This is a genomic window from Bacillus sp. GW823-FHT06B01 (assembly GCF_058952315.1).
In genome coordinates this window covers 1124724-1148699 of record NZ_JBXAHR010000001.1, presented here as the reverse complement: position 1 = coordinate 1148699, position 23976 = coordinate 1124724, and the positions used below count along the sequence as shown (strand labels likewise).

Sequence of the window (23976 nt, the reverse complement as noted above, 5' to 3'; positions counted from 1 at the left end):
TATTTTTATTTAGCGAACCAGGCCTTTTTCAGTAATTGGACAACGGTTTCGATACGATCCTCTGGAATACTGCCAAAACCGAGCAATACATACGACTCATCCATTACATTATGAACAGAATCGTATGTGGAGAGAGGGTATAACTTAATACGTTCTTTTGCGGCTGCATGAATAAGTTCTTGTTCATTCATCCCGTTATGAACGTGAAGTACAATATGAAGTCCGGATTGTTCACCGAGTATATGAACGTTATTTCCCATCTCGTTTGTAATAGATTTAATTAAAGAAATATGTTTTCTTTTATATAACGTCCGACTTCGGTTAATATGACGTTCCCAATCACCATTTTGAATAAAGGTGGCAAAGGTAAGTTGTTGCAGCGTAGAAACTGTTTGTTTAAACATACCATCAAGCTCTTCATAGGCTCTTAACAGATGAGGTGGTAAAACAATATATCCCATTCGTAAAGAAGGTAAAAAAGATTTCGAGAAAGTTCCCATATAAATAACGCGTTCATTTGCATCTAGTCCTTGTAAAGAAGGAATAGGTTTTCCTATATAACGGAATTCCCCGTCGTAATCATCTTCAATAATATAGCCCTTACAATCATTCGCCCATTTTAATAACTCGAGTCTTCTAGATAATGGCATAATGATTCCAAGTGGAAATTGGTGAGATGGAGTGACATACGCTACATTGCAACCCGATTCACGTAAAGCGGAAATATGAATTCCTTTATCATCTAAAGGGATGGGGTGAACGGTAAGACCAGAACTTTGAATCATAGCAGGAATACGGTGAAATCCAGGGTTTTCGATTCCGAATTCCTTTTTTGAACCAAGTAGTTGAAGTAGTAGCCAAAGAAGAGGCTGCGTACCTGCTCCAATAATAATTTGATCAGGTGAAGAATGTACCCCGCGAGCATGATATAAATACTTTGAAATATGTTCTCGTAAAACGAGCTCACCTTGTGGATCTTCTTTAGCAAATAATTCATTTTCATACTGAAATAAAGTTTCGTGTATTGCTCTTTTCCAGTTTGTTATCGGAAAAGCTTTTTGATCAATAAGTCCTTGACTACAATCATAATCATATTGTTCGTTTTCTTTATTGTTAGCACTGTTTGACGCAATTTGCTGTTTCTTTTGAATGACATCCATATCAACTTCTGCAACAAAAATCCCACGTTTCGGTTTGCTTTCTACATACCCTTCAGCTAGTAATTGTTGATAAGCGGATTCCACTGTAATACGGCTCACATTAAGTTGCATAGCTAAATTTCTGTGAGAAGGAAGGCGTGTACCGGCACATAGTGACCCATGAGAGATTTCTCGTTTCATATATTCATAAATTTGTAAGTAAAGGGGTGTTTTACTTTGTAATACTAATGGGATAGTCAGATCCATTCGTAGACGCTCCTTTTCATGCTGGCATTATAAAAAAGAATAAAACTGTCACTTAAGCTAAGGGCAGTGGCTTTCTATAATGATGATATAACATTTAGAAAATTTTATAAATAGTAAGGGGAGAATCAAAATGAATATTAGAGAAGTAGTAACAGAAGCGGATTTACATGATGTATTTCCCGTATTACAGCAGTTACGAACGAAACTTTCAAGGGAAGAAGCAAGTTCTTTGTTTCAAAAAATGAAAGAAGAGAATTATAAACTATTTTCGCTACGTAATGAAGAGGATGAAGCAGTTAGTCTAGCTGGTGTAGCGATTTGTACGAATTTTTATAATGAGAAACATGTTTTCGTATATGATCTTGTAACTGCGGAAGCACACAGATCAAAAGGATATGGTAAAGTTCTGCTGTCATATGTAGAAAAATGGGGGGAAGAAAAAGGGTGCAGCTCTATCGTTCTTACATCTGCGTTTCCAAGAATGGATGCACATCGTTTTTATGAAAGAGAGGGCTATGATAAGGTAAGCTATTCTTTTTATAAAGAGCTATAATATTAAGTAGGTTCCATGTTTAAAAATATATGGAACCTATTTTCTTTTCTGGATTTGAGCTAGCAACAGGTCCAGTAATATAATTTGTCGAATATTAGAAAATAACAAGGGAATATTGAATTTGGAGAATGTTAGGAGCGTTTATACTTGGAAAAAATAAAGAAATTATCTATACCAAATGATGGAAGAGTCATCATTATTTCTGATATTCATGGAGAATTAAATCTTTTTAATGAACTACTACATAAAGTTAATTTTAAAGATGAGGATTATTTAATTATTAATGGTGATCTTTGTGAGAAAGGAAGAAATAGCATTGGCGTCGTAAACTATGTGATGGATCTAGTAGTTAGCAAGCCAAACGTTTATGTAATTGAAGGGAATTGTGAAGTTGTAGTTGAAGCACTTGTGAATGAAAATCCCGCGCTAATAAATTATTTATGTACGCGAAAGAATACAATTTTTAATGAGTGGCTAGCGGAATTGAGTGTTACCGTTAATGAAGAAAGTGATATTTGTGAAGTGAAAAACATATTGATGGGGCATTTTTCAAAAGAAATAAAGTGGCTAACAGAATTACCAACAGCGATTGAAACAGAAGATTATATTTTTGTACATGCTGGCCTTGATGATAAAGAAGATTGGAAAGAAACAGTGCGCAAAAATGCGATAGCAATGCCTGAGTTTTTCAATAAATCACATAGAGCAAATAAGTATGTAGTTGTCGGTCATTGGCCTGTTGTAAACTATTCAGACAAGGCACCGTCTAACAATCCAGTTATTGATGAGGAGAAAAAGATTATTGCAATTGACGGTGGAAATGCGATTAAAGAAGCAGGACAATTAAACGCATTTATCATTCAAAGGACAAGAGCAGGTGATACGTTTTCTTATACATATGTAGACTATTTTCCAGAGTTTGAAGTGATAGCGGATTTTAATGCGAACACATCAATGCAGGGCGGGGTGACATATCCGTATTATTACATAGATCCTATAGAGAAGATGAAAGATTATACGGTATGTAAGCAAAGAGAAACGAATAAATTACTCTCTGTGAAAAATGAATATATTAGGCAACTTGATTCAGGTGAATACACAGTGAAAACCGATATTTCTTGTGCACAAATAAGTGTAAGAAAAGGGAACATTGTGTCTCTCATTGATAATAGCTGCTCAGGATATGATTTAATTAAAAGAGATGGAGTAGAAGGCTGGATAGAGAAAGGTATTTTAGTTGAGATAGAAAAGACGAAATAGGAGGTATGGAGCCTCCTATTTTTTTATTACCTTTTTAAATGAGTAGATTGCTTGCTGTCTTTCATAAGTAAGTAAATCGTACTCGGTAAAATGGCAAGCGTCATTCCTAAAATAATTGCGATTATAGCATAACCTCTATACGGAACAGGAACGATAAATGGAAGCCCGGCTAGGAAAATACCTGCTATTATCATTGAAATACTACTAATATTTGAAGCTCTTTTTTCAAGGTGTTTATCATTCCATTCCAATGAAACCGTTGATTTACTCGTATCAATTTTGGAACTGAAATAGCCTATTAATATAAATAAAAGCCCTAATGCTAAAAATATTAAATGATCAAGAGGAAGAGTGAAGCCAAGAGCGATGAGAGCAATGACAATATCGACAAAAAATAAAAATAGTAAAATTGTGTTGCCAATCCAAAGGAGAAATTTCTGGTTACTCGCTGCTTTAGATAAAGCTAAAAATAAAAAGAATAAGAAGGTACATATAATTATATTTACGATAACAAAAGTACTTTTATCCATTGTTGATGTAGGCGTTCCATTGAAGTCCCATTTCGTAACAATACGTAATGGTAAGAAGAAATAGAGAATAATATTTGTTGTAATAATAGTGAGAAATAAAGTAATACTAAATCGATTATTCATTGAATCACCAGCTTTCCACATGAATAATTGGTATCTTATAACAAAATTATACAATATAATAAAGGATATTTGTTTTGATTTTTCTGAAAAAATATTATAATTATATATGAAATAAAGAGGAGTGTAGGAGGAAATTATGCAAAACGTAAGAGTAAAAGGGGATAAAGTTACAATTCGTACAATTGAAGAATCAGATATAAAAACATTATGGAGTCTCGTATTTAAAGAAGAAAATCCAGAATGGAAAAAATGGGATGCACCGTATTTTCCGTTTTCAATGCAAGAATACCCGTCTTATAAAGAAAAGATGCAAACTCGTTTAAAAGAAGAACCTCTATCTAAATTAATTATAGAAAATAACGGCCAAATTATAGGGACAATCGGGTTTTATTGGGAGCATAAACTGACGCGTTGGTTGGAGATGGGGCTTGTTATTTATAATCCAAATTACTGGAATGGTGGCTACGGTACAGAAGCGTTAACGTTATATCGAGATTTACTATTTGAAAAAATGGAAATTGGTAGGGTAGGAATCACGACTTGGTCTGGTAATGAACGAATGATGAAAGTAGCTGAGAAAATAGGAATGAGTTTAGAAGGTAGAATGCGCAAATGCCGTTATTATAACGGAACATACTATGATTCTATTAGAATGGGTATGATTCGTGAAGAATGGGAAGCGCTATATGTAACGAAGGGGTGAGGAAGTATGTACGCTATTATTGCTACATTTGATCGTGTGTTTACTAATAAAATTATAGAATTGCAAAATGAAATAACAAATATCATTGGCACAAATCAATTAGCAGGAGTAGAACCTCATATTACATTAGCTGATTACAATGAGGTAGATGTTAACTTATATACTAAGAAACTAGAGGAGTTTGTAGCTGTTCAAGAAAATATGGCTGCAATAAATTTTCCTTCTGTTGGAGTTTTTCCTACTAATGGAACGATCTTTTTAGCACCGACCATTACAGATGAATTGTTAAAACTTCATCATTCTTATCATGATAATTTTAAAACTTTTCATGATAATTTAAATTCATATTATGTGGCAGGAAAATGGGTTCCGCATTGTACGATTGCAAATAAGTTACATGCAAATCAGTTTTTAATTGCAATGGAATATATTTATGAAAAATTTGATTATGCAACAGCTTCAATTGAGAAATTAAAATTAATTAAGGTGAATTATGAAAAAGGTTTTGCCATTTCTTCTAGTATATTAGCAGAATATAATTTTAAGAGAATGGAGACAACGAGATGACATATGTAATTAGAGAAATGAAGCAAGAAGATATCCATGCGGTACAATCAGTAGCGAAAGTTGCTTGGCATGATACATACGAAAGCATTATTCCGAGAGAGATTCAAGACAGATTTTTAGACGAGGCCTATTCTGATGAAAAAATGAAATATCGTCTTGAAAATACACATTTATTCGTTGCGGAAGAAGAGGGAGAAGTAATTGGCTTTGCGAATTTTTCACCTGTTAGATTGCAAAACGAAGCAGAATTAGGAGCGATTTATTTGTTACCAGATCAGCAAGGGAAAGGGGTAGGAAGTGCTTTATTACAAAAAGGGCTAACGGAATTAAAAGGAATTCGGAAACTATACATTCATGTAGAAGCAGCGAATGAAAAAGGAAAACGTTTTTATGAAGCGAAAGGTTTTGCACAATTAGAGGAATTTGAAGAAGATTTTGAAGGACATATGATGCAGACAGTAAGGATGGTTTTATACGTATAGGGAGGATTAGTAATGAAAATTTTTGATTTTAGTGAAAAAGTGGGAAAGAAAATCTCAGCATTTCAATCTAATTTCATAATGTCAAAAATATTAAACTATAAAGGAAATGTACATATCGGTGCTATGCATTTACGAGAGAATGGAATAATTGGATATCATGAAGCAGTTGTATCACAGCTGCTTCTTATTGTGGACGGAGAAGGATATGTATGCGGAGCAGATAAAGAAAAAGTGAAGGTGGAAGCGGGACAAGCTGTGTTTTGGGAGAAGGACGAATCTCATGAAACGAGTACGGAAAAGGGATTGATGGCAATTGTAATTGAGTCGGAGGAACTTGAACGAGCGATAGTAATGCCTATTAAAGAGGAGAGTTGTGAAAAATGATAGAAAAGGCGAATCGAGAAGAAACGAATGAAATCTTACAGTATGCAGCTCAATCACTTTTTGAAGGCACGAGGGGAAATTGTCAGTTAAGTACAGAGAAAGCAATTGAAATTACAATGCCGATTGTAGAAAGGGGAGCATATTATTTAGTCGTTAAAGAAGAAAACAATGTAATGGGGTGGATATTAATAGGGGAAAATACGGACTATTTTTCTCTTGAAAAACTAGGGTTTATATACGAATTGTATGTTTTTCCAGAGTACCGCGGGAAAGGGTTGTCAAGAAAGTTAATGTGGGCTGGTATTAAGGAATTACAAAAGAATTATTCAGAAATTCGTTTGAATGTATTTGCTGGGAATTTTGCGAAAGAGATGTACGAAGAGTTTGGTTTTGTTGAAAGACAGGTAATTATGACTTTGAAGTGAGAAAAATATTGTGAGTGGGAGGAGGGAAAGAATGAGAAAAGAAAATGAGTATATTTCGTATTTACAAAGAGTATATCCTGAATTAAAAATAAGATCCGCTTATATAAATGAAATAGGCCAAAATAATGATGTATTAATTGTAAATAAAAATATAGTATTCCGTTTCCCGAAATATGAAAAAGGTATTCAGCAACTGCGAATAGAAACGCAGTTGCTAGAGAAAATAAGACCCTTCATTACGCTTCAAATTCCCAACCCGAGTTATCAAGGGTTTCAAGATGAAGTACCAGGGAAAGTATTTGCAGGATATGAAATGATTGAAGGAGACCCATTTTGGAAAAATATCTTTACGGGAATAAATGAAGAGAAACAATTACAGAAACTTGCGTGCACATTGGCGGGATTTTTAAAAGAGTTGCACGAAATTCCGTTATCTACATTTGAAGGTATTATGCAATATGATAGTACTAATATGTATTCAGAAATAAATAGTTTATATAGTCAATTAAAAGATTATGTTTATCCATACATGAGAGAAGAGGCAAAAAAAGAAGTTTCATTATCTTTTGAAATGTATTTAAATGAAGAGAGTCATTTTAATTTTACACCCAGTCTTATTCATGGGGATTTTGGTATGACAAATATTTTATATAGTGCAACAAAACAGGATATTTCTGGAGTCATAGATTTTGGTGGTGCAAGTATTGGAGATCCTGCTTATGATTTTGCTGGGATATTAGCTGGCTATGGAGAGGAGTTTTTAAAATTCTTTTCATCTCGTTATCCTAATTTGGAAGAAGTAAAGGAAAGAATGTATTTTTATAAAAGTACATTTGCACTTCAGGAAGCGTTATTTGGGGTGATTAATAATGACAAGAAAGCTTTTAGAGCTGGAATAGCCCAATATGTTTAAAAATTTGATTGGTGAGAATGAACAGTCAGTGGAGAAGGAAAAATATTGATTTAGTGAACACTTTATTGCTGAAATTAAAAATGGATAAGTTCTTAAAGATACATAAAATAAAAGATTTTCTTTAAATTTATAGTTGATTTATAGAGTATGCTTAAAAACAAATAAATTAGTATTATATAATATAATGTTATTATAGTAAAAGATAAAATTTGGAAAAATATCATTTTTTTGTTTAGAAATTTTTAAATTATTGATATAATCAATTTGTAGAATTGATTTTTGGTTAATTTTACTATTTTTAAATTTTAAGGGGGATTTATTCATGGCAGGACAAATTCGCATGTCACCAGAGGAGCTTAAATCGAAAGCGACTCGATATGGACAAGGTGCAAATCAAATTGAGGACATTTTACGTCAACTACAAAACTTACAAAATGAATTAAGAGGAGAATGGGAAGGTCGTGCTTTCGAAGGTTTTGATCAACAGTTCAATCAATTAAAGCCAAAAGTACAAAACTTCGCAGAGTTATTACAAGAAATTAATATGCAGCTTAATAAAACTGCAGAAGCTGTTGCAAGACATGACGAAGATCTTTCTCGTAATTTCGGTCTACAATAAGACAGATAAAAAGAACTATATAATTTAGCCATGCAACCATACGTTGTATGGCTAAATTACTTTAAAACTAGAGTAAGATACGAAGTCTTTAACTTAATAGACTCGCAGTCGCAGGAGTGATAGGTAGTGAAAAAGTTCAAGTGGAGCATCTTGTTGTTTATTATTTTAGCTCTTGTGTTATCAACAGGGGTCTCCTATTTAGCGTTAAATCAAAATGTTAAGAAAGCAAATGAGAATACTACGAAAAAAATGACAGTTGCATTGGTAAATGAAGATCAAGGTACTGTATTTGAAGGTAATAAAATAGCGTTTGGAGATCAATTTGTTAAAAATGTAAATAAAAATACGAAACAAGAATGGTACGTAGTAAGTCGTGGTGTAGCAGAAAGTGGTTTGAAAAATAATAATTACAATATGATGATTGTAATACCTAACGATTTTTCTAGAAAGGCTGTTGCAATTGATTCAGAACTTCCAGAGAAATTAACTTTAAATTATAAAGTAAATGCAACTGGGAATAAAGATTTGAAAGCTGAGGCAGAAAATACAGCTTCTGCTATTTTAGAAGATTTTAATAAGCAAATCATCGATGTTTATTTTGCAAGTGTTATCGGTAAGTTGCAAGGTGCACAAGATAATATAGGTAAAATAATTGAAAAAGGGACCAATCAAACGACTATGTATAAAAAAGATGTACATAGCCCGTTGGCAAATTACACAAACCAATTTAAAACGGTACAAGATTACACTGGTATTTCTGTTAATAGTTTTAAAGGATTCCAAGATGTTTTAAAAGGGTTTGGACAAGCTTTAGATGAAGGGAATAAATCTAATAATACGTATTTAGAAGGATTTAATAACTTTCAAAAAATACAAACGGATAATAATCTGTTAGCGAATAATTTTACAAATCAATTTAATCAGTATATGAGTGATATGAATTCAGGCGATGTTTTAAAACAGTTAAGTGCATTAGAATCTGCGAATAAAATTATCGCAAATCAGTTTACGCTTTCAGAGAAAGATCCTAATATTTTAGCTGATGCTTCAACAATTCAAAAGTATTTAACAGATGTAAAAAAACAAGTGTCAGAATATGATACAGAACTTGCAGGAAAGTTAGAAAGTGATATTCAAGAGACGGTAATTAAAAAGTTAAAGCAATCTATGTCGAATGATGGAAAGCAAGAAATCTTTATAAATACATTAATGAAGCAACCAGATGTTCGAATAAAGAAACAAATCGAAAATTTAATTGCGAAATTACCGAGTTTAAACATGGAAGAAATCGGTCAAAGTGATTTGCCAGATACAACGAAATTACAACTGCAAAATGTAATTCAATTTACAAAAAAATATAATAAAGAAAATAATTTTTATTATGATCCTGTAAATAAAATATCTTTAGGAAGCGCTATTAAAGAAGTAAAGGATAAACTTTATACAGAGGGAATTACATTTAGTGATACTGCGAAAGTAATTAAAATGGAATCTTCACAAACTTTGAAGATAAATATTCCAGAAGAATTTAAACTAGATGGAAGTACAGAAGCGTTACATATTGATGGTGTGGATCGTACAAGTGACTTTCTTCAAAGCGAAGCAGGAGAAATTACAATAGCTCCTCGTAATGAAGGGGATATAAAGATTAGCTTGCATGTAAAGTTAAAAGATCCAAACATCAATATAGATGTTTTCTCTCCTGTAACGTGGCAGTGGGAATTGAGCGGGACTCATAAAAAAGAAACTAGTTCTGAAAAAGAAGAACCTAATAAAGAGGATAAAGGAACACAAACGGAAAATAGCAAGGTGGAAAATGTGGTTCATAAATCACAGTATGGCATAATGCCGTTAGTACACAATGCTAAAACGCCTATTATTCAAAAAACAGAACAGAGTAATAATGGTGACAGTGTAAAGCCTGATGCAGGAGGAAAACCTGATACAGGAGGAAAACCTGATACGGGAGGAAATCCAGACACAGGAGGAAAACCTGATACGGGAGGAAAACCTGATACGGGAGGAAAACCCGATACAGGAGGAAATCCAGACACAGGAGGAAAACCTGATACGGGAGGAAAACCTGATACGGGAGGAAAACCTGATACAGGAGGAAATCCAGACACAGGAGGGAAACCTGATACGGGAGGAAAACCTGATACAGGAGGAAATCCAGACACGGGAGGAAAACCTGATACAGGAGGAAATCCAGACACGGGAGGAAAACCTGACACAGGAGAGAAGCCAGACACTGGGACAGATAACGGTAGCAATTCAAAAACTATTGAAAGTACAACGAATCAAGTTGTACATCAAAAAACAGAAGTATTAACAAAAAATATATCTAATGTATTAATAAAAGAAGCAGTAGATACAGTTGAAAGTTATCAAGGTTTAATGAGCCTTTACGAAATGTATTATGGGATTGATTTAAGAACGAAAGATGTAGGTCCTAAGCTAGAAGAGGGAAGTTTAGATGCAATTGCAACTGAACAATCTTTGTATTACGTATTAAATAAACAAAGCTTAATTGACTTAATTTCAAATCTTGTTTCAGCTAGTATTACTAGTGAAGTAAAGCAAGATATGACAGGTTTAAAACAAAAAATAGACTCTTACCAACAGCTCATTACTAGTGCAGATCAAAATTCAATGCTACTAGCGGAGAAATTAAATGAAACGATGCAGCAAGCAACTAGTATGAATCAAAATTTAGGAGAGTATGTAAAAGGTTTAGCGAAATGGCGTGAGAGTAGCTTAAAGTTAGCTGAAGAACAACAAGTATTAACAACTAATAATGCAGGTGAGCAAACAGCTGTACTATCGTTAGACTCTGGTATTAAATCTTTAACGATGCAAACTCAGTCATTAGTAGAGAGTTCAAAGCATAGTTTAGCGACATCAGATGATGTGTATAAAACATTTGACCAAATTAATGGACAAGCAAAAGAAATTCAAGACAGCGGAACGACAATTGTTTCGAAAGCAGATTCCTTATTAAATGATTTTACGAAGAAAATGGAAGATGATAAAGCATTCTCGAAAAACTTTACGAAGATTTTGGCGAATAGTCGTATTGGAGACCGTCAAAATGAGATGCTATATGAGTTTTTATCTAGTCCAGTTCAGAAACAAAATGATGGGGTAATTGTAGCTGGTAATGCTTTTACACCATACTTAATCGTATTAACTTGTTTCATTGTTGCGTTATTTACAGCATATGCAATTGCGAATCAAGAAAAGAAACGAACGCAATCAGATCATTTTGAAGAGAGATTCTCTTTAATTGATATGAATGTACCAACTACAGTAGTAGCATTTGGAATATCGATTGTGGAAGGAATCAGTATAGGAGTCATCTCAGGCCGTCTTTTAAAATTCGGTCAGGATCAAAGTTTACTATGGATTGCGTTTATCACAATCATTATGATGGCGTTCGTATTAGTTTCAACATACTTACTACGACAAATAAAAATGGTAGGAATGTTTATCTTATTAGTATTTTTAAGTATGTATCTATTTTTAACTGAAGCAGTTGGAAGTAAAGTAGACCAAATGTCTTCTGTAGGCAAATTGCGTCAATTTTCACCGCTTCAATATATAGAGGGTTTTCTAAATGATTTTATTAGCGGTAAAGATACAGGAAAAGTTATTTTTATCGTATTGTTTGTAATTGCCATTATTGGATTGGTTAGTAATCTATTTGTATGGCATAAGAAATGGGAGGAAAAAGAAGTAAATGATCAAACAATGGAGCATAGTGGCTAAGTTATCATTTCTCTCTATCCTTTTACTGTTTGTCGCGCTACCGATAAGGAGCGCGGCTGACAGTTATCTTGGTGATGATGGGAAGATTAAGTTTAAAGTGGATCGACTTGAAGAAAGCGACCAAGAAAAAAATAAAAAGGAACATAAGGAAACAGAATTAGATAAAGCATCAATTGAGTTATTTAACCAAGATATAGAAGAAGAAATTGAGAAAAAGAAAAAGAAAGAACAAAAAGATATGGAAGCTCTGCGAGATTCTCTTTTTATAAAACAAAAAGAGAATAATAGTGTTAAAGATACGAAAAATAGTTTGTTTAGCAGTGAATACATTGTCAGAAAAAGTGCAGATGAAATAGCGAGTAATGAAACAATGAATGAAGAGCCAATTAGTATAACAATAATATTATTATTTGGCGGCGGCATTCTATTTATTTGCATCGGTATTTATACGGTTCTTCGTAAAAGTTGGAGGTAAAGCGATGGCAATACAAACACATATTAATGTAACAGTAGATTTTAATAAATGGAATGGAAATACATACGATTTGCGTATTCCGAATCATCAATCTATTAAATATTTATTGAAAAACTTATTAGATACGCTAAAGATTGATAATCATGAAGGTTCACATTTTGTAATTAAAGTGAAAAATAAGTCAATTGTTTTAACAGATAATGATCGTTTAATTGATCACCAAATAACAGATGGAGATATTTTGCAAGTTTTATAAAGAATATTTTTTACTTTTAGTTATTTGTAAATAAGTTATTAGGGGTTATAAAGAAAAGGAGAAGAGGATAAACATGACGGAAAAAACAATTCAAATTGATGCAATGAACTATCAATTTCAAATAGAAAAAGAAAATTGGAAATTGGAGATGACCAAATCTCAAACACGTATAAAAGACTTCCGTCAATTCGATATAATTGCGGGCGTATCATCTGAATTTGTACCATTAACGATAGAAGAAACGGATGATATGTTTACGTTTCTATATCAAGTAGATAAAAAATTATATAAGTGGGACGATCTTAGCCGCTTTGGAAGAAATGAGAAATTAAGACTACTTCGGAATGTTGCGCAGTTTCGTAAATATTTAAATAAACGAATCACGTTCTTTTTACATCCAGACAATATAGTTTTTAATGCGAATTTAATACCAAGCATTATACATAGAGGAATTCGAGATATTGTTCCACCAACCCCGTTATTAGAAGAGCAATTTTTAACGCAATATAAGTGTCTAATTATTGCTTTATTCTCCCAAAAACATAACTTTGATGATTTGTATGCTGGGTTACTAAAAGATGCAAAAGAAACAACATTTGAACAGACAGTTGCTCAAATGGAAAGCTTAGATGCATTACTGCAGTTTCTTGATGACAGCTTTGAGAAGGAACAAACAAAAACAGAAAAAAATATGCAGTTAGTACCTAAAAAAAGCTATAAATCGTTTAAATACTTAGCTTTTTCCTTCATAGCGGCGACAGTTATTTTAGCTGCTCCTTTAATATATTTCACTTTTATAAAATTTCCTTATCAAAATAAATTATTAGAAGCAAATGCGAGTTTCATAGCAACTGATTATGACAAAGTCATTACGCAATTGAATGAAGAGGAGTTTGAATCATTACCGATTGCATCTAAATATGAGTTAGCATTTGCATACATTACAGCTGAAAAACTAGGTGAAGCTCAAAAGAAATCGATTATGAAAAACATTAGTTTGAAAAGTGATGAAAAGTATTTGCTGTATTGGATGTATAACGGAAAAGGTGATTTTGATAAATCATTAGATCTAGCTAAGACACTTGATGATCCTCAGCTTATTATGTACGGCCTTGTTAAACAAATTGAATCACTGAAAAATAATCCGGATTTATCAGGAGAAGAACGTGATAAAAAGTTAAAAACATATGAGCAACAATTAGATGAATATAAAAAGAAATATGGCAATTCATCAAGCGATAAAAATTTGTCGGACACAGAGAAAAAAGAGTAAGCACTTGATGAGACAGTTGAAAAGGAGCAGTGAACACGGATGGAGCAACTATTAGTATTGACTTATGGAGACAAAATATATAAGTGCACATTACATCCAAATGAGCAATCAATAGTGTCGATTGGAAAAGAGTGGACAAATGATATTACGAATCCAAGTTTAGAACAAGAAATAGAGTTAAAGTGGAATAATGAAGTAAATGCTTGGATGGTACAAGATCAATTAATAGAATTCAATAAGGAAATTGAGATTGGGAAAATAAGAGATGTGAGCTTGAAAATCTTTATATCTATTGTTGGCACAACTAAAGTGTTTGATATCGGAACGAAACATTCTCTTACAGTGAGTCAAAACGATTACGATGATATTTCTATTACTGGGACTAGTGTAGATTTAATGCTATCTCGCGAAACGTTGTACGATTCTTTTAAAGTGAACGTGTATGGCGGGGATGTATTTCATAATTATACGAAGTTAAAAGATAGCGTTATGTTGGAATCAGGAGACGTATTATATTTTGATGGTATTTTATTGGAGATTGGTAGTGAAGACATTCAAGTACTTTCTTCAGAAGATAAAATGAAATCTGCGTTACCTATTTTAGTAGAATCAGAAACGAATTATCAAAGTGGTTATCCAGGCTATCATCGTTCACCACGTATTATTTACCGTGAACCAGAAGAGAAAATGACAATTGCAAAGCCTTCAAGTATGCCATCAAAACCAACGGAGCATTTAGCAAGAATCATTGCACCTTCACTTGTCATGATTGTCGTAACCGTATTACTTGCTATTTTCATGAAATATGGAATGTTTATTATCGCATCGATTGCGATGACATTAGTAACGATTATTGTTTCTGTCACATCTTATATAAAAAATTTAAAGCAATATAAAATTGACATTGTGGAACGAGATAAAAGTTATAGAGAGTATATAAAACAAAAAACGAAAGATTTACATGCAGAAAGTGAAAAGCAACGTCACGCATTACATTATCACAATCCAAATGTAGAAGTAATACGTAATATGGCAGTTCAAGTAAATCCTAGAATTTATGAAAAAACAATGCTACATCATGATTTCTTAACATTTAGCGTTGGAACAGGACAAGCTAATACGAGTTTTGAAATCCAATTTAATGAAGAAGAATTTAGTCAAACGAAAGATGAATTAATTGATATAGCACGTGAACTAAGACAGCGTTATCTATCATTGGAAGATGTACCAGTTGTAACAGATTTAATGAATGGACCAGTCGGTTATATTGGACAACGCTCTTTAGTGTTAGAGCAATTACAATTATTAGTTGTACAAACCGCATTATTCCATAGTTATTATGACTTGCAGTTTATTACTATTTTTCCTGAAGAAGAAAAAGAAAAATGGGATTGGATGCGCTGGTTACCTCATGGAAGTGTTCGCGATATAAATGTACGTGGATTTGTGTACCATGATCGTAGCCGTGATCAAGTGTTAAATAGTTTGTATCAAATATTGAAAGAACGAAAATTAAAACTAGATGAAAAAAGTTCAACGAATGAAAAAATGTACTTTGCACCGCACTATGTCGTTCTCATTACAGATGAAAAATTAATACTAGACCATGTTGTTATGGAATTCTTTAATGATGATCCGAGTCAATTAGGTGTATCACTTGTATTTGTACAAGATGTTATGCAAAGTTTACCGGAGCACGTGAAAACGGTAATTGATATAAGAGATGCAAAACAAGGGAACATCATCTTAGAACAAGGAGAGCTTGTTAACCGTCAATTTAAACTCAATCACGTACCGAAAGGGTTTAATTTAGAAGATGTTTCACGAGCATTAGCACCGTTAAATCATTTGCAAAACTTAAAAAATAGTATCCCAGAAAGTGTAACATTTTTAGAAATGTACGGTGTTGAGAAAGTAAAAGAACTGAATATCACAAGTCGCTGGGAGAAAAATGCAGCGCATAAATCTTTAGCTGTACCACTTGGATTACGTGGTAAAGAAGATATCGTAAACTTAAACTTACACGAAAAAGCACACGGACCACACGGGTTAATAGCAGGTACAACAGGTTCAGGTAAGTCGGAAATTATACAATCGTATATTTTATCTCTAGCAGTCAATTTCCATCCTTACGAAGTAGCCTTTCTACTAATTGACTATAAAGGCGGCGGTATGGCGAATTTATTCAAAAACTTACCGCATTTATTAGGAACAATTACGAACTTAGATGGAGCACAAAGTATGAGAGCGCTCGCATCAATTAAAGCTGAATTACAAAAAAGACAACGATTATTTGGGGAAAATGATGTAAACCATATTAATCAGTATCAAAAATTGTATAAAGAAGGCTTAGTAAGTGAACCGATGCCACATCTATTTTTAATTAGTGATGAATTCGCAGAACTGAAGTCAGAACAACCAGAATTTATGAAAGAGTTAGTTTCAACGGCGCGTATCGGTCGTTCACTCGGAATCCATTTAATATTAGCTACGCAAAAACCGAGTGGTGTTGTAGATGATCAAATTTGGAGTAACTCGAAATTCAAACTAGCATTAAAAGTTCAAAATACATCAGATAGTAATGAAATTTTAAAAACACCAGATGCTGCTGAAATTACATTACCAGGACGTGCTTACTTACAAGTTGGGAATAATGAAATTTATGAACTATTCCAATCAGCTTGGAGCGGAGCAGACTATGTAGAAAACAAAGAGGATAAAGAACATTTAGACGCAACAATCTATGCAATAAATGATCTAGGACAATATGAAATATTAAGTGAAGACTTAAGTGGACTTGGTAGCAGTAAAGAAGTAATAAGCGTACCATCTGAACTGGATGCTGTTATTGACTACATTCACGATTACGCAGAAGTAAATGAAATTGAAGCGTTAGCTAGACCATGGTTACCACCACTTCCAGAAAGCGTATATTTACAAGACTTACACGCTATTCAGTTCAAAGAAGCATGGACGAAAGAAAAGAAACCATTACAAGCAACAGTTGGTCTACTAGATCAGCCTGAATTACAATCACAAACACCATTAACACTAGATATTAGTAAAGACGGACACGTAGCGGTCTTCTCAAGTCCAGGCTACGGAAAATCAACATTCTTACAATCAGTCATTATGGATGTAGCTCGTCAGCATAGTCCGGAGCATTTGCATGTGTATTTAGTGGACCTTGGAACAAATGGTCTTCTACCTTTGAAAGGATTACCTCATGTAGCGGATACGATTACGATTGATGAATCTGAAAAATGTTTAAAGTTTGTTGAAAGATTAACTCAAGAAATGAAAAATCGTAAACGATTATTAAGTGAATATGACGTTGCAAATATTGAAATGTATGAAAAGGCAAGCGGGAAAGAAATACCACATATTATTATTGCAATCGACAATTATGATGCAGTAAAAGAAGCGAAGTTCTATGAAAGCTTTGAAATGCTAATTATGCAAATTGTCCGAGATGGTGCAAGTTTAGGAATTCATACCTTAATTAGTGCAGGGCGACAAAATGCACTGAGAATTCAATTGTACAATAATATTAAAATCCAAACTTGCCTATATATGATTGATCAAAGTGAAGTAGCTAGTATTGTAGGGAGATCTGATATAAAAGTGGAAGAAACAGCAGGAAGAGCGTTAATAAAACTAGAATCTCCTACATTATTCCAGGTTGCATTATCTACGAAAGCAGAAGATGAATTACAGCAAATTCAATTATTACAACAAGAAGCAAATGATATGGATCGAGAATGGGATGGAGAACGTCCGAAGGTAATTCCAATGATGCCAGAAGTGATTGATATTGCTACTTATCGTAAAAATAAAGACGTTACAAAAGCTCTACAAGCAGCAAGAATTCCAATGGGGCTTGATTTTGCAAACGTAGAAGTTGTAGCTCATGATATTGCGATGAATGATCATTTAATGATTTATAGTGTAGATGATAGTATGAGAAAACAAATTGTATCTAGCATCCTATCTCAATTGAATAAAGATTATTTTGAAAGTGTGACGTTAGTGGATACAGCAGAGTATAGTTTCGTTCAATATAAAGATAATGTGACGCATTACATTGTAGACGAAAATGAAATCAATATGCATGCGAAGTATTGGATGGAAGTAATTCGCGAACGAGCTCTTGAATTAGCGCAAGCAAGACAAGAAGGTAGAGAAATTCCTGCATTCACAAAACAACTCATTATCATGACAAATGTTGAAGAGTTTAGTAAATTTGTTTATTTAGAAATGGAGGATGCAGCAACTTTAATTGATCTATCTCGTACAGTAGGCATTTACTTTGTATTAGCAGGTCACCACGATTACATGGACCGAAATCGTGAAGCTCTACCTATGAAAATGAGAAGTAAACTAACAGCAGCAATTATCGCAATGCCATTAAATGATCAAAGTATCTTCAACATAAAATATATAAGCAACGAAGCGCCATTAGGTAAAGATGAAGTGTATTACTATCAAAAAGGGAACATAATGAAACTAAAAATGCCTAGAGTAACTAACGAGGTGACAGTATGAAATTAAAGAAGAAAGCTAAGGTGATGATAGTCGTGTCAATAGTGGCAAGTTTATTAAGTGGATGTGGTTTTGGAGAGACAAAGATAGAGTATGAGAGATTAGTAAAGGCGTTGGATGAAGGGGACATGAAGACTGTTATGTCTGCGAGTGATGATGGGTATGCGTATGTAACCCAAAGAGGTATATATAGTACATTTGAACAAAAGGAAGATGGAGAGCATAGTAAAACAATCTACCAAACTTCGACAGGCGTATATAATATAAAAGATAAAAGTTTATATGGGAATACAACACAAGAAATTACCTCGGAAGTAGATGATAAAAATTATAAAGAAGAAGTTAATTATAGTACAAATATTATGTATAAAAATGAAAAGGTGCAAAGTCCGGATTCAAATCTAGATGTTTCATACGTGAACTTAATTGTAGATCGTTTAAAAGGAATAGGGAAACTAAAGATAAAACCTGGAGATGATATAAAAAAGTTTGATCAACCTAATTCAGTGGGATATCGACTAACTGAATCCGAATTCCAGAGTATTATTAATGGTAAGTTAAAAATAAATTATGATGAATATGATGGATCAACAATTTCACTAAGTTTTGACTCTGCAAAAAATCCCAAACAGATATTACAATTAAGTATTGATATAGATTATAAAACAAAAAATGAAGATGGAAAAATAGTGAAAAATATGGTCCAAATAATAACATATTTTGATAAGAAACAAAATAATATTCATGATGGGAAAAAAGAATATTTAAATTATAAGGAAGATTACACAAAATAATAAATGATTAGGAGAGAGGGAGAAAATGGGTAAGGAAGTGAAACTAGGTAATAAGTTAAAAATAAGTTCTGATTGGGGGAAATTAGAGCTAGCAGGTGAGGATATCTATAAATTTAAAGCTGGTAAGCCTCCATATGATAAATCAAAAATAGATAATATAACGAGATTAGAAAAAAGATTTAATGCAACAATTGTAGATCGACAAGTTGATGAGAATACAGGATTTGCTGCATACGCTTTTAAAGATAACTCTACAGGAGAAATTGTTATAACATACGTAGGAACGGAAGATGCAACGGATGCAATAACAGATGGTGAAATTGGAGGACATAATATAACTGGTGCAAATAAAATAGTGTTAGGTAATTGGGAACACGATTTTACAGTCAAACAGTATGATCAAGGAGAAGAATTTTATTTGAAGGTTAAACATGATAACCCTGCTGTCAAAATTAGTGTAACAGGGCATTCATTAGGTGGTGGTTTAGCTAATACGGTATCGTTAAGGCACCAAGAAGATAATATTGAATCATTAACATTAAATCCAGCACCTATATTAAATCGAGATGTTGATAAATTTGGTAATGGATTTGATATGAATAATATTAGGAATGTTATTAATGAAAAGGATCCATTACATCTCGGAATAAAAATGGCGGATTTTACAATACCTGGGAGAATGTATATAATTCCAAACCAAGCATGGCATTCTTACGTTTTCTCTATGAAAGATTATGATAATAATGGCAAGTTAATATGGTTTGATAAATTACCCAGTACTAATGATACTGGAGGGGATATAATTCCAGGTTTTGTAGAGTTTACCCAATCGGCAGGTGGTTTTTATACAGGTCTTATAAATAAAAAATTTGATAGAAAAGTTTCTTTAGCGGAAGAACAAGTCGCAGGTATAGGAATAAACTTTATCATACAAGGAACACCGATTTCATCGATTTTATGGGTGGCACTTACCTATTCAGATGCTGTACAAGCTGGGAGAGAGTATAGAAAAATAAAGGGTCAAGTGAAAGAAAGTATTTATAACCTCAATAAAAAGTATGAAGGACTAAAGTCTCAAATTACAGGAGAAGCAATCCAATTTAGTATAATGGCTACAGTTGAAATTAAAGGAGCGGTAGATATCGCTGTAGAATGGATTGAATCAACTTTAGCGAAATGTAAGGAAAAAGTTTTAGAAGTATTAGAGTCTGTATTTAATACTGCTATAAATTTTTTAGCTGGAAGTGTTGTAGTATATTTAGCTACAAGTGAAATTTTAGAAATTGCAAAAGAAGTTGCAGCTTCTTACGTGCAAGATTTACTAGATTTGTTTAAAGGAGATTTTGTAGTTGATACAAATGTAGCTGCAATTGTATCTGAACATATATTAAGTCATCGTCACTCATTGTTAAATCTCTTTATGAATGACAACAGCAGGGGGATAAACCGTTCTTTATTAGGTGAAATTGCTAAAGATGTGAAGGAGTTATCAAAAGATTTAAAGCAATTAAACGACGATGTTTCAGAAGCAGTATTTTCTATGTTTGCAAAAGACGAAGAATTAGGAGCAGTTTCATATTATTAAAACTCCAAGTTTATAAATTTAAAAGAGAGGGGTATGAAGGTGGATTTACATACGATAATGTCAAGGGTTCATAGTACATTTCCAGCTAGTGGTGGACGAGAACAAATTATAAATGTTGTAGCGCAATTGGAAAAAGCAGCTGCATCTTTAACAGGAGAAATTAGAAGGTTAGAGAGTAGTATTGATAGTACATTACAAGGAAAAACACGTGAGGCATTTATTGATCGGATCCGTCAATTAGAGAAAAAAAGACAAAAAATAGAAGAGAAAATTAGCGTACTAAAAGGGACAGTGAATTAATATGAAAGACTATATGGATAAAGTATTACCTTTAGGCAGTGTTGTAAGATTGGGTCTTAAAGAAGAGGAAGGTGCGGAGTATGTAATTACTACGAGAGGTTTATTACTTGATGAAAACACATTCTATGATTATGGCGGAGTGTTGCATCCAGTGGGTTTAACCGAAGAGACGTATAAATTATTTAATCACGCGGATATTGCAGAGGTTAAATTTGAAGGGTATCGAAATAAAATTGAAGGTCAATTCGCAACTAAGTTTAAAATGTGGCGGAATGAGTTTGTTGAAAAAGTAATTGAAAAAAATAAAAAGCAACAACAAGCACAAGAGTTAGAAATAAAGGGAAAAAAATAAATTTAAAAGGAAATAAGCTTTCCTCTTCCAAAATGGAAAGAGGAAAGCTTATTTTGATTGAATAAGGGTGTCAGTATGAAGTTCAAGAAGAAAGCTAAGATGATGATAGTACTGTCAATAGTAGCAAGTTTATTAAGTGGATGTGGTTTTTGGGAGACAAAGATAGAGTATGAGAGATTTGTTAAGGCGTTGGATGAAGAGGACATGAGTACGGTAATGTCTGCGAGTGATGATGGATATGCTTATGTGACTCAAAGAGGTATTTATAGTACGTTTGAGCAAAAAGAAGATGGAGAGCACAGTAAGACAATTCGTCAAACTACGGAAGGTGTATATAATACAAAAGATAAAAGTTTATATGGAGAGGCGATACAAACAGTTGCGACTGATATAGAAAAAGACAAGGGAAAAAGGACAAATGAAAATTATAAAAAAGAAACTATTTATAGTACTCATGTTAAGTATGAAAATGGACAGGTGAAAAGTTCGGATTCAAATCTAGATGTTTCATACGTAAACTTAATTGCAGATCGTTTAAATGGGATAGGGAAACTAAAGATGAAGCCCGAGGATGATATAAAAAAGTTTGATCAGCCTAATTCAGTGGGATATCGACTAACTGAATCTGAATTTAAAGATATTATTAATAATAAATTAAAGATACAATACGATGAATTTGATGGAGCAACAATCGTATTGCACCTGGATGCTCCAAAAAATCCAAAACAAATTTTGCAAATGAGGATAGATATAGATTTTAAAGAAAAGAATGAGGATGGAAAATTAGTAGAAAATATGTTCCAAATAATAACGTATTTTAATAGAAAACAGGATAATAACCAAGATGCGAGACAGGAATATTTAAAATACAAGGCGCAGTACAACAAAAGAGATGGTTAAGAGTGGCGATGAAAATAAAAAGGTATAAAATCAGTGACTAAGAAAATTGCATCTATATTTTGGTAATATACTATAGTTCGGGGAAAGGTGGAGTTAACAAATGTGGAACATAAAAGAAGAAGATTTAGATGAATTTAGAATTACATGTAGAAATCGTTTAAGCCCTGAAGGAGCTATGTTGTTTATGTTTGGTGGAATGCTTTATAGTTCGTTATTGATGCTCTTTATTTTTGGAGCATTAATTAGATTTGGCTGGGATTACTATCCGACTCTTTTTGACACAGTAATAGTCAGGATGGAATTGTTGTTATATAGCCTACAAGTAATCTTTTTTATTATATATCTGATCCCTAAGGTACGTTTTAAATTTCAAAAGCTCCAGACATTGGTGATATTATTATATGCGTTTCAGTTAGGTACTATAGGTCTTACGGCATTTGTTCTTCCAGGGATGAGTAATTATTCTATTAATTTTATTACGCTTATTTATGTAGGTTTACTAGTATTAGGAGCAATACTTGTTCATGGTGTAACAACAGTTGATACTTTTAAACAAGCAAGTAAAGGTGCATTTAGTATGGGAGAAAGATCTACTTCATTTTTTAATAAGGCAAAGAAAAATGTAATGTTTGGTGTGGCAATTTATGTACTAATTCTTCTTGTTTTAATTTATGTACAAAATAATTACTCATTGAGCATAATGTTTGGTTACTTTATATTTACGTTCATTATGTACGCGATAGCCATAGGCGCAGCTGAGTTCCAACTATTAGTCTATTGTAGATTTAAGTTTCCGTCATTTTATATTTCGTGGGAGGAACATGAAAGAGAACGTCAGAAAAGACTAAAGCTTTATGAAGAGAAGGGAAAAAAGAAAACTAAAGAAATAAAATAAGTTTTGCGTCGAAATGGGGAAAGATGAATGCTTAAAATAAAAGAAGAAGATTTAGGTTTTTTCGAAATTACAAATAAAAACCGATTAAGTCCTGATGGTGTAATGGCCTTTTTAGTTGGAGTTTTTGTATACGCTTCATTACCGATGTTTTTTATTGTTTTGGGTTTTTTACAACTTGGTTGGGAGGCTTATCCAAAATCTTTTGAACGAATAATTGTTTCTGTAGAGTTAGCATTATATATTCTGCAAATCCTTTTTTTGATTATCTATTCATTTCCGAAATTAAGATTTAAATTACAAAAGTTACAAGCCGTTTTAATTGTTTTTAACTCGTTTCAGGTTGCAACGGTAGGTTATGCGTATGTATTAATTGAAGCAATATTTGGATATTCTTGTGAAAATCTAACGGTATTTTATGTAGGTCTATTATTATTAGGAGCGATAATTACTCATATTGTAATAACAATCCATACTTTTAAAAAAGCAAAATATGGAGGCTATAAGTTAGAAGGGGAATCAGTCTCATTTTTTACTAATACAAAACTCTGGATGTTAATTGGAATGGTAATTTATATAGTTGTCCTATTGATATTAATCTTTGCAAGTATTCGTTTTGCGCTAAAGCCGATGGTGTTTTATTTTTTACAAACAATTATATTATATGTATTTGCCGTTGCATCAGCAGAATTCGTCCTATTGGTGTATTGTCGCTTTAAATTTCCATCATTTAATATTACGTGGGAACAACATGAAAAGGAACGCCAAGAATTTATAGCAAATAGAAAAAGAATAAGAGAGAAAGAACAAAAGCGAAACAAAAACTGAAATGAAAGTTGTAAATGATACTTGTAAACTTATATTGAAGATAGAA

The 23976-nt window shown here is 32.9% G+C and carries 22 protein-coding genes and 2 pseudogenes; 22 read left to right on the top strand and 2 right to left on the bottom strand.

What is annotated here, in order from left to right:
- Window positions 1–5: 5 nt before the first annotated feature.
- The gene (gene pdxR / locus AC1Q8N_RS05990; protein ID WP_493521125.1) at window positions 6–1406 is read right to left on the bottom strand and encodes a MocR-like pyridoxine biosynthesis transcription factor PdxR; all 1401 of its coding nucleotides are present in this window, start codon (window positions 1404–1406) and stop codon (window positions 6–8) included.
- Window positions 1407–1536: 130 nt separating this feature from the next.
- Between pdxR and AC1Q8N_RS05985 the strand changes: the two genes are divergently transcribed.
- Both AC1Q8N_RS05985 and AC1Q8N_RS05980 read left to right on the top strand, forming a co-directional pair.
- On the top strand, window positions 1537–1959 hold the full coding sequence (locus tag AC1Q8N_RS05985) for a GNAT family N-acetyltransferase (protein ID WP_048543069.1): 423 nt from the start codon (window positions 1537–1539) through the stop codon (window positions 1957–1959).
- Between the two features lie 147 nt (window positions 1960–2106).
- Window positions 2107–3219: a metallophosphoesterase gene (locus AC1Q8N_RS05980; protein WP_493521124.1), complete on the top strand. Its 1113-nt coding sequence runs from the start codon at window positions 2107–2109 to the stop codon at window positions 3217–3219.
- Between the two features lie 26 nt (window positions 3220–3245).
- On the opposite strand, the gene AC1Q8N_RS05975 is transcribed toward AC1Q8N_RS05980, so the two are convergent.
- A complete protein-coding gene (locus AC1Q8N_RS05975) occupies window positions 3246–3872 on the bottom strand; it encodes a DUF1648 domain-containing protein (protein ID WP_098079511.1) in 627 nt (208 codons plus the stop codon).
- 136 nt (window positions 3873–4008) lie between these two features.
- On the opposite strand from AC1Q8N_RS05975, the gene AC1Q8N_RS05970 reads away from it, so the two are divergent.
- The 20 genes and pseudogenes from AC1Q8N_RS05970 (at window position 4009) to AC1Q8N_RS05875 (ending at window position 23930) form a co-directional block, all read left to right on the top strand.
- Window positions 4009–4575, top strand: coding sequence for a GNAT family N-acetyltransferase (locus tag AC1Q8N_RS05970; RefSeq protein WP_098707389.1), 567 nt, complete (start codon window positions 4009–4011; stop codon window positions 4573–4575).
- A 6-nt stretch (window positions 4576–4581) separates the two neighbouring features.
- Complete coding sequence (locus AC1Q8N_RS05965) at window positions 4582–5142, top strand: 2'-5' RNA ligase family protein (RefSeq protein ID WP_098048528.1); 561 nt, start codon at window positions 4582–4584, stop codon at window positions 5140–5142.
- A complete protein-coding gene (locus tag AC1Q8N_RS05960) occupies window positions 5139–5624 on the top strand; it encodes a GNAT family N-acetyltransferase (protein WP_000222830.1) in 486 nt (161 codons plus the stop codon). The genes AC1Q8N_RS05965 and AC1Q8N_RS05960 overlap by 4 nt, the downstream gene beginning before the upstream one ends.
- Before the next feature lie 12 nt (window positions 5625–5636).
- Entirely contained in the window at window positions 5637–6008 is a 372-nt protein-coding gene (locus tag AC1Q8N_RS05955) for a cupin domain-containing protein (protein ID WP_000688085.1), read from the top strand.
- On the top strand, window positions 6005–6433 hold the full coding sequence (locus tag AC1Q8N_RS05950; RefSeq protein ID WP_493521123.1) for a GNAT family N-acetyltransferase: 429 nt from the start codon (window positions 6005–6007) through the stop codon (window positions 6431–6433). The genes AC1Q8N_RS05955 and AC1Q8N_RS05950 overlap by 4 nt, the downstream gene beginning before the upstream one ends.
- 31 nt (window positions 6434–6464) lie before the next feature.
- On the top strand, window positions 6465–7346 hold the full coding sequence (locus tag AC1Q8N_RS05945) for a phosphotransferase family protein (RefSeq protein ID WP_098631106.1): 882 nt from the start codon (window positions 6465–6467) through the stop codon (window positions 7344–7346).
- Window positions 7347–7668: 322 nt separating this feature from the next.
- Window positions 7669–7965, top strand: a complete 297-nt coding sequence (locus AC1Q8N_RS05940; RefSeq protein WP_000918598.1) for a WXG100 family type VII secretion target — start codon at window positions 7669–7671, stop codon at window positions 7963–7965.
- 126 nt (window positions 7966–8091) lie between these two features.
- The gene (gene esaA / locus AC1Q8N_RS05935) at window positions 8092–11733 is read left to right on the top strand and encodes a type VII secretion protein EsaA (protein WP_493521122.1); all 3642 of its coding nucleotides are present in this window, start codon (window positions 8092–8094) and stop codon (window positions 11731–11733) included.
- Window positions 11705–12208 (top strand): type VII secretion protein EssA, encoded by a 504-nt coding sequence (gene essA, locus AC1Q8N_RS05930; RefSeq protein ID WP_048541007.1) that lies wholly within the window; start codon window positions 11705–11707, stop codon window positions 12206–12208. The genes esaA and essA overlap by 29 nt, the downstream gene beginning before the upstream one ends.
- Window positions 12209–12212: 4 nt before the next feature.
- The gene (locus AC1Q8N_RS05925) at window positions 12213–12464 is read left to right on the top strand and encodes an EsaB/YukD family protein (protein WP_001007566.1); all 252 of its coding nucleotides are present in this window, start codon (window positions 12213–12215) and stop codon (window positions 12462–12464) included.
- 73 nt (window positions 12465–12537) lie between these two features.
- Window positions 12538–13737: a type VII secretion protein EssB gene (essB, locus tag AC1Q8N_RS05920; protein ID WP_493521121.1), complete on the top strand. Its 1200-nt coding sequence runs from the start codon at window positions 12538–12540 to the stop codon at window positions 13735–13737.
- A 39-nt stretch (window positions 13738–13776) separates the two neighbouring features.
- Window positions 13777–14058 (top strand): annotated as a pseudogene (locus tag AC1Q8N_RS05915) (FtsK/SpoIIIE N-terminal domain-containing protein); the annotation flags it as partial.
- Window positions 14053–18282 (top strand): annotated as a pseudogene (essC, locus tag AC1Q8N_RS05910) (type VII secretion protein EssC); the annotation flags it as partial. The pseudogenes AC1Q8N_RS05915 and essC, both read left to right, overlap by 6 nt.
- Window positions 18279–19073, top strand: coding sequence for a DUF3952 domain-containing protein (locus tag AC1Q8N_RS05905; RefSeq protein ID WP_098069216.1), 795 nt, complete (start codon window positions 18279–18281; stop codon window positions 19071–19073). The pseudogene essC and the gene AC1Q8N_RS05905, both read left to right, overlap by 4 nt.
- 25 nt (window positions 19074–19098) lie before the next feature.
- Window positions 19099–20658, top strand: coding sequence for a lipase family protein (locus AC1Q8N_RS05900; protein WP_098069215.1), 1560 nt, complete (start codon window positions 19099–19101; stop codon window positions 20656–20658).
- A 39-nt stretch (window positions 20659–20697) separates the two neighbouring features.
- Window positions 20698–20958 (top strand): hypothetical protein, encoded by a 261-nt coding sequence (locus tag AC1Q8N_RS05895; protein WP_097956884.1) that lies wholly within the window; start codon window positions 20698–20700, stop codon window positions 20956–20958.
- A gap of 1 nt (window position 20959) precedes the next feature.
- Window positions 20960–21310, top strand: coding sequence for a DUF4176 domain-containing protein (locus AC1Q8N_RS05890; RefSeq protein ID WP_098069214.1), 351 nt, complete (start codon window positions 20960–20962; stop codon window positions 21308–21310).
- A 75-nt stretch (window positions 21311–21385) separates the two neighbouring features.
- Window positions 21386–22210 (top strand): DUF3952 domain-containing protein, encoded by an 825-nt coding sequence (locus AC1Q8N_RS05885; RefSeq protein ID WP_493521120.1) that lies wholly within the window; start codon window positions 21386–21388, stop codon window positions 22208–22210.
- Between the two features lie 100 nt (window positions 22211–22310).
- Complete coding sequence (locus AC1Q8N_RS05880) at window positions 22311–23105, top strand: hypothetical protein (protein WP_493521119.1); 795 nt, start codon at window positions 22311–22313, stop codon at window positions 23103–23105.
- A gap of 27 nt (window positions 23106–23132) precedes the next feature.
- The gene (locus tag AC1Q8N_RS05875) at window positions 23133–23930 is read left to right on the top strand and encodes a hypothetical protein (RefSeq protein ID WP_098076459.1); all 798 of its coding nucleotides are present in this window, start codon (window positions 23133–23135) and stop codon (window positions 23928–23930) included.
- Window positions 23931–23976: the final 46 nt, after the last annotated feature.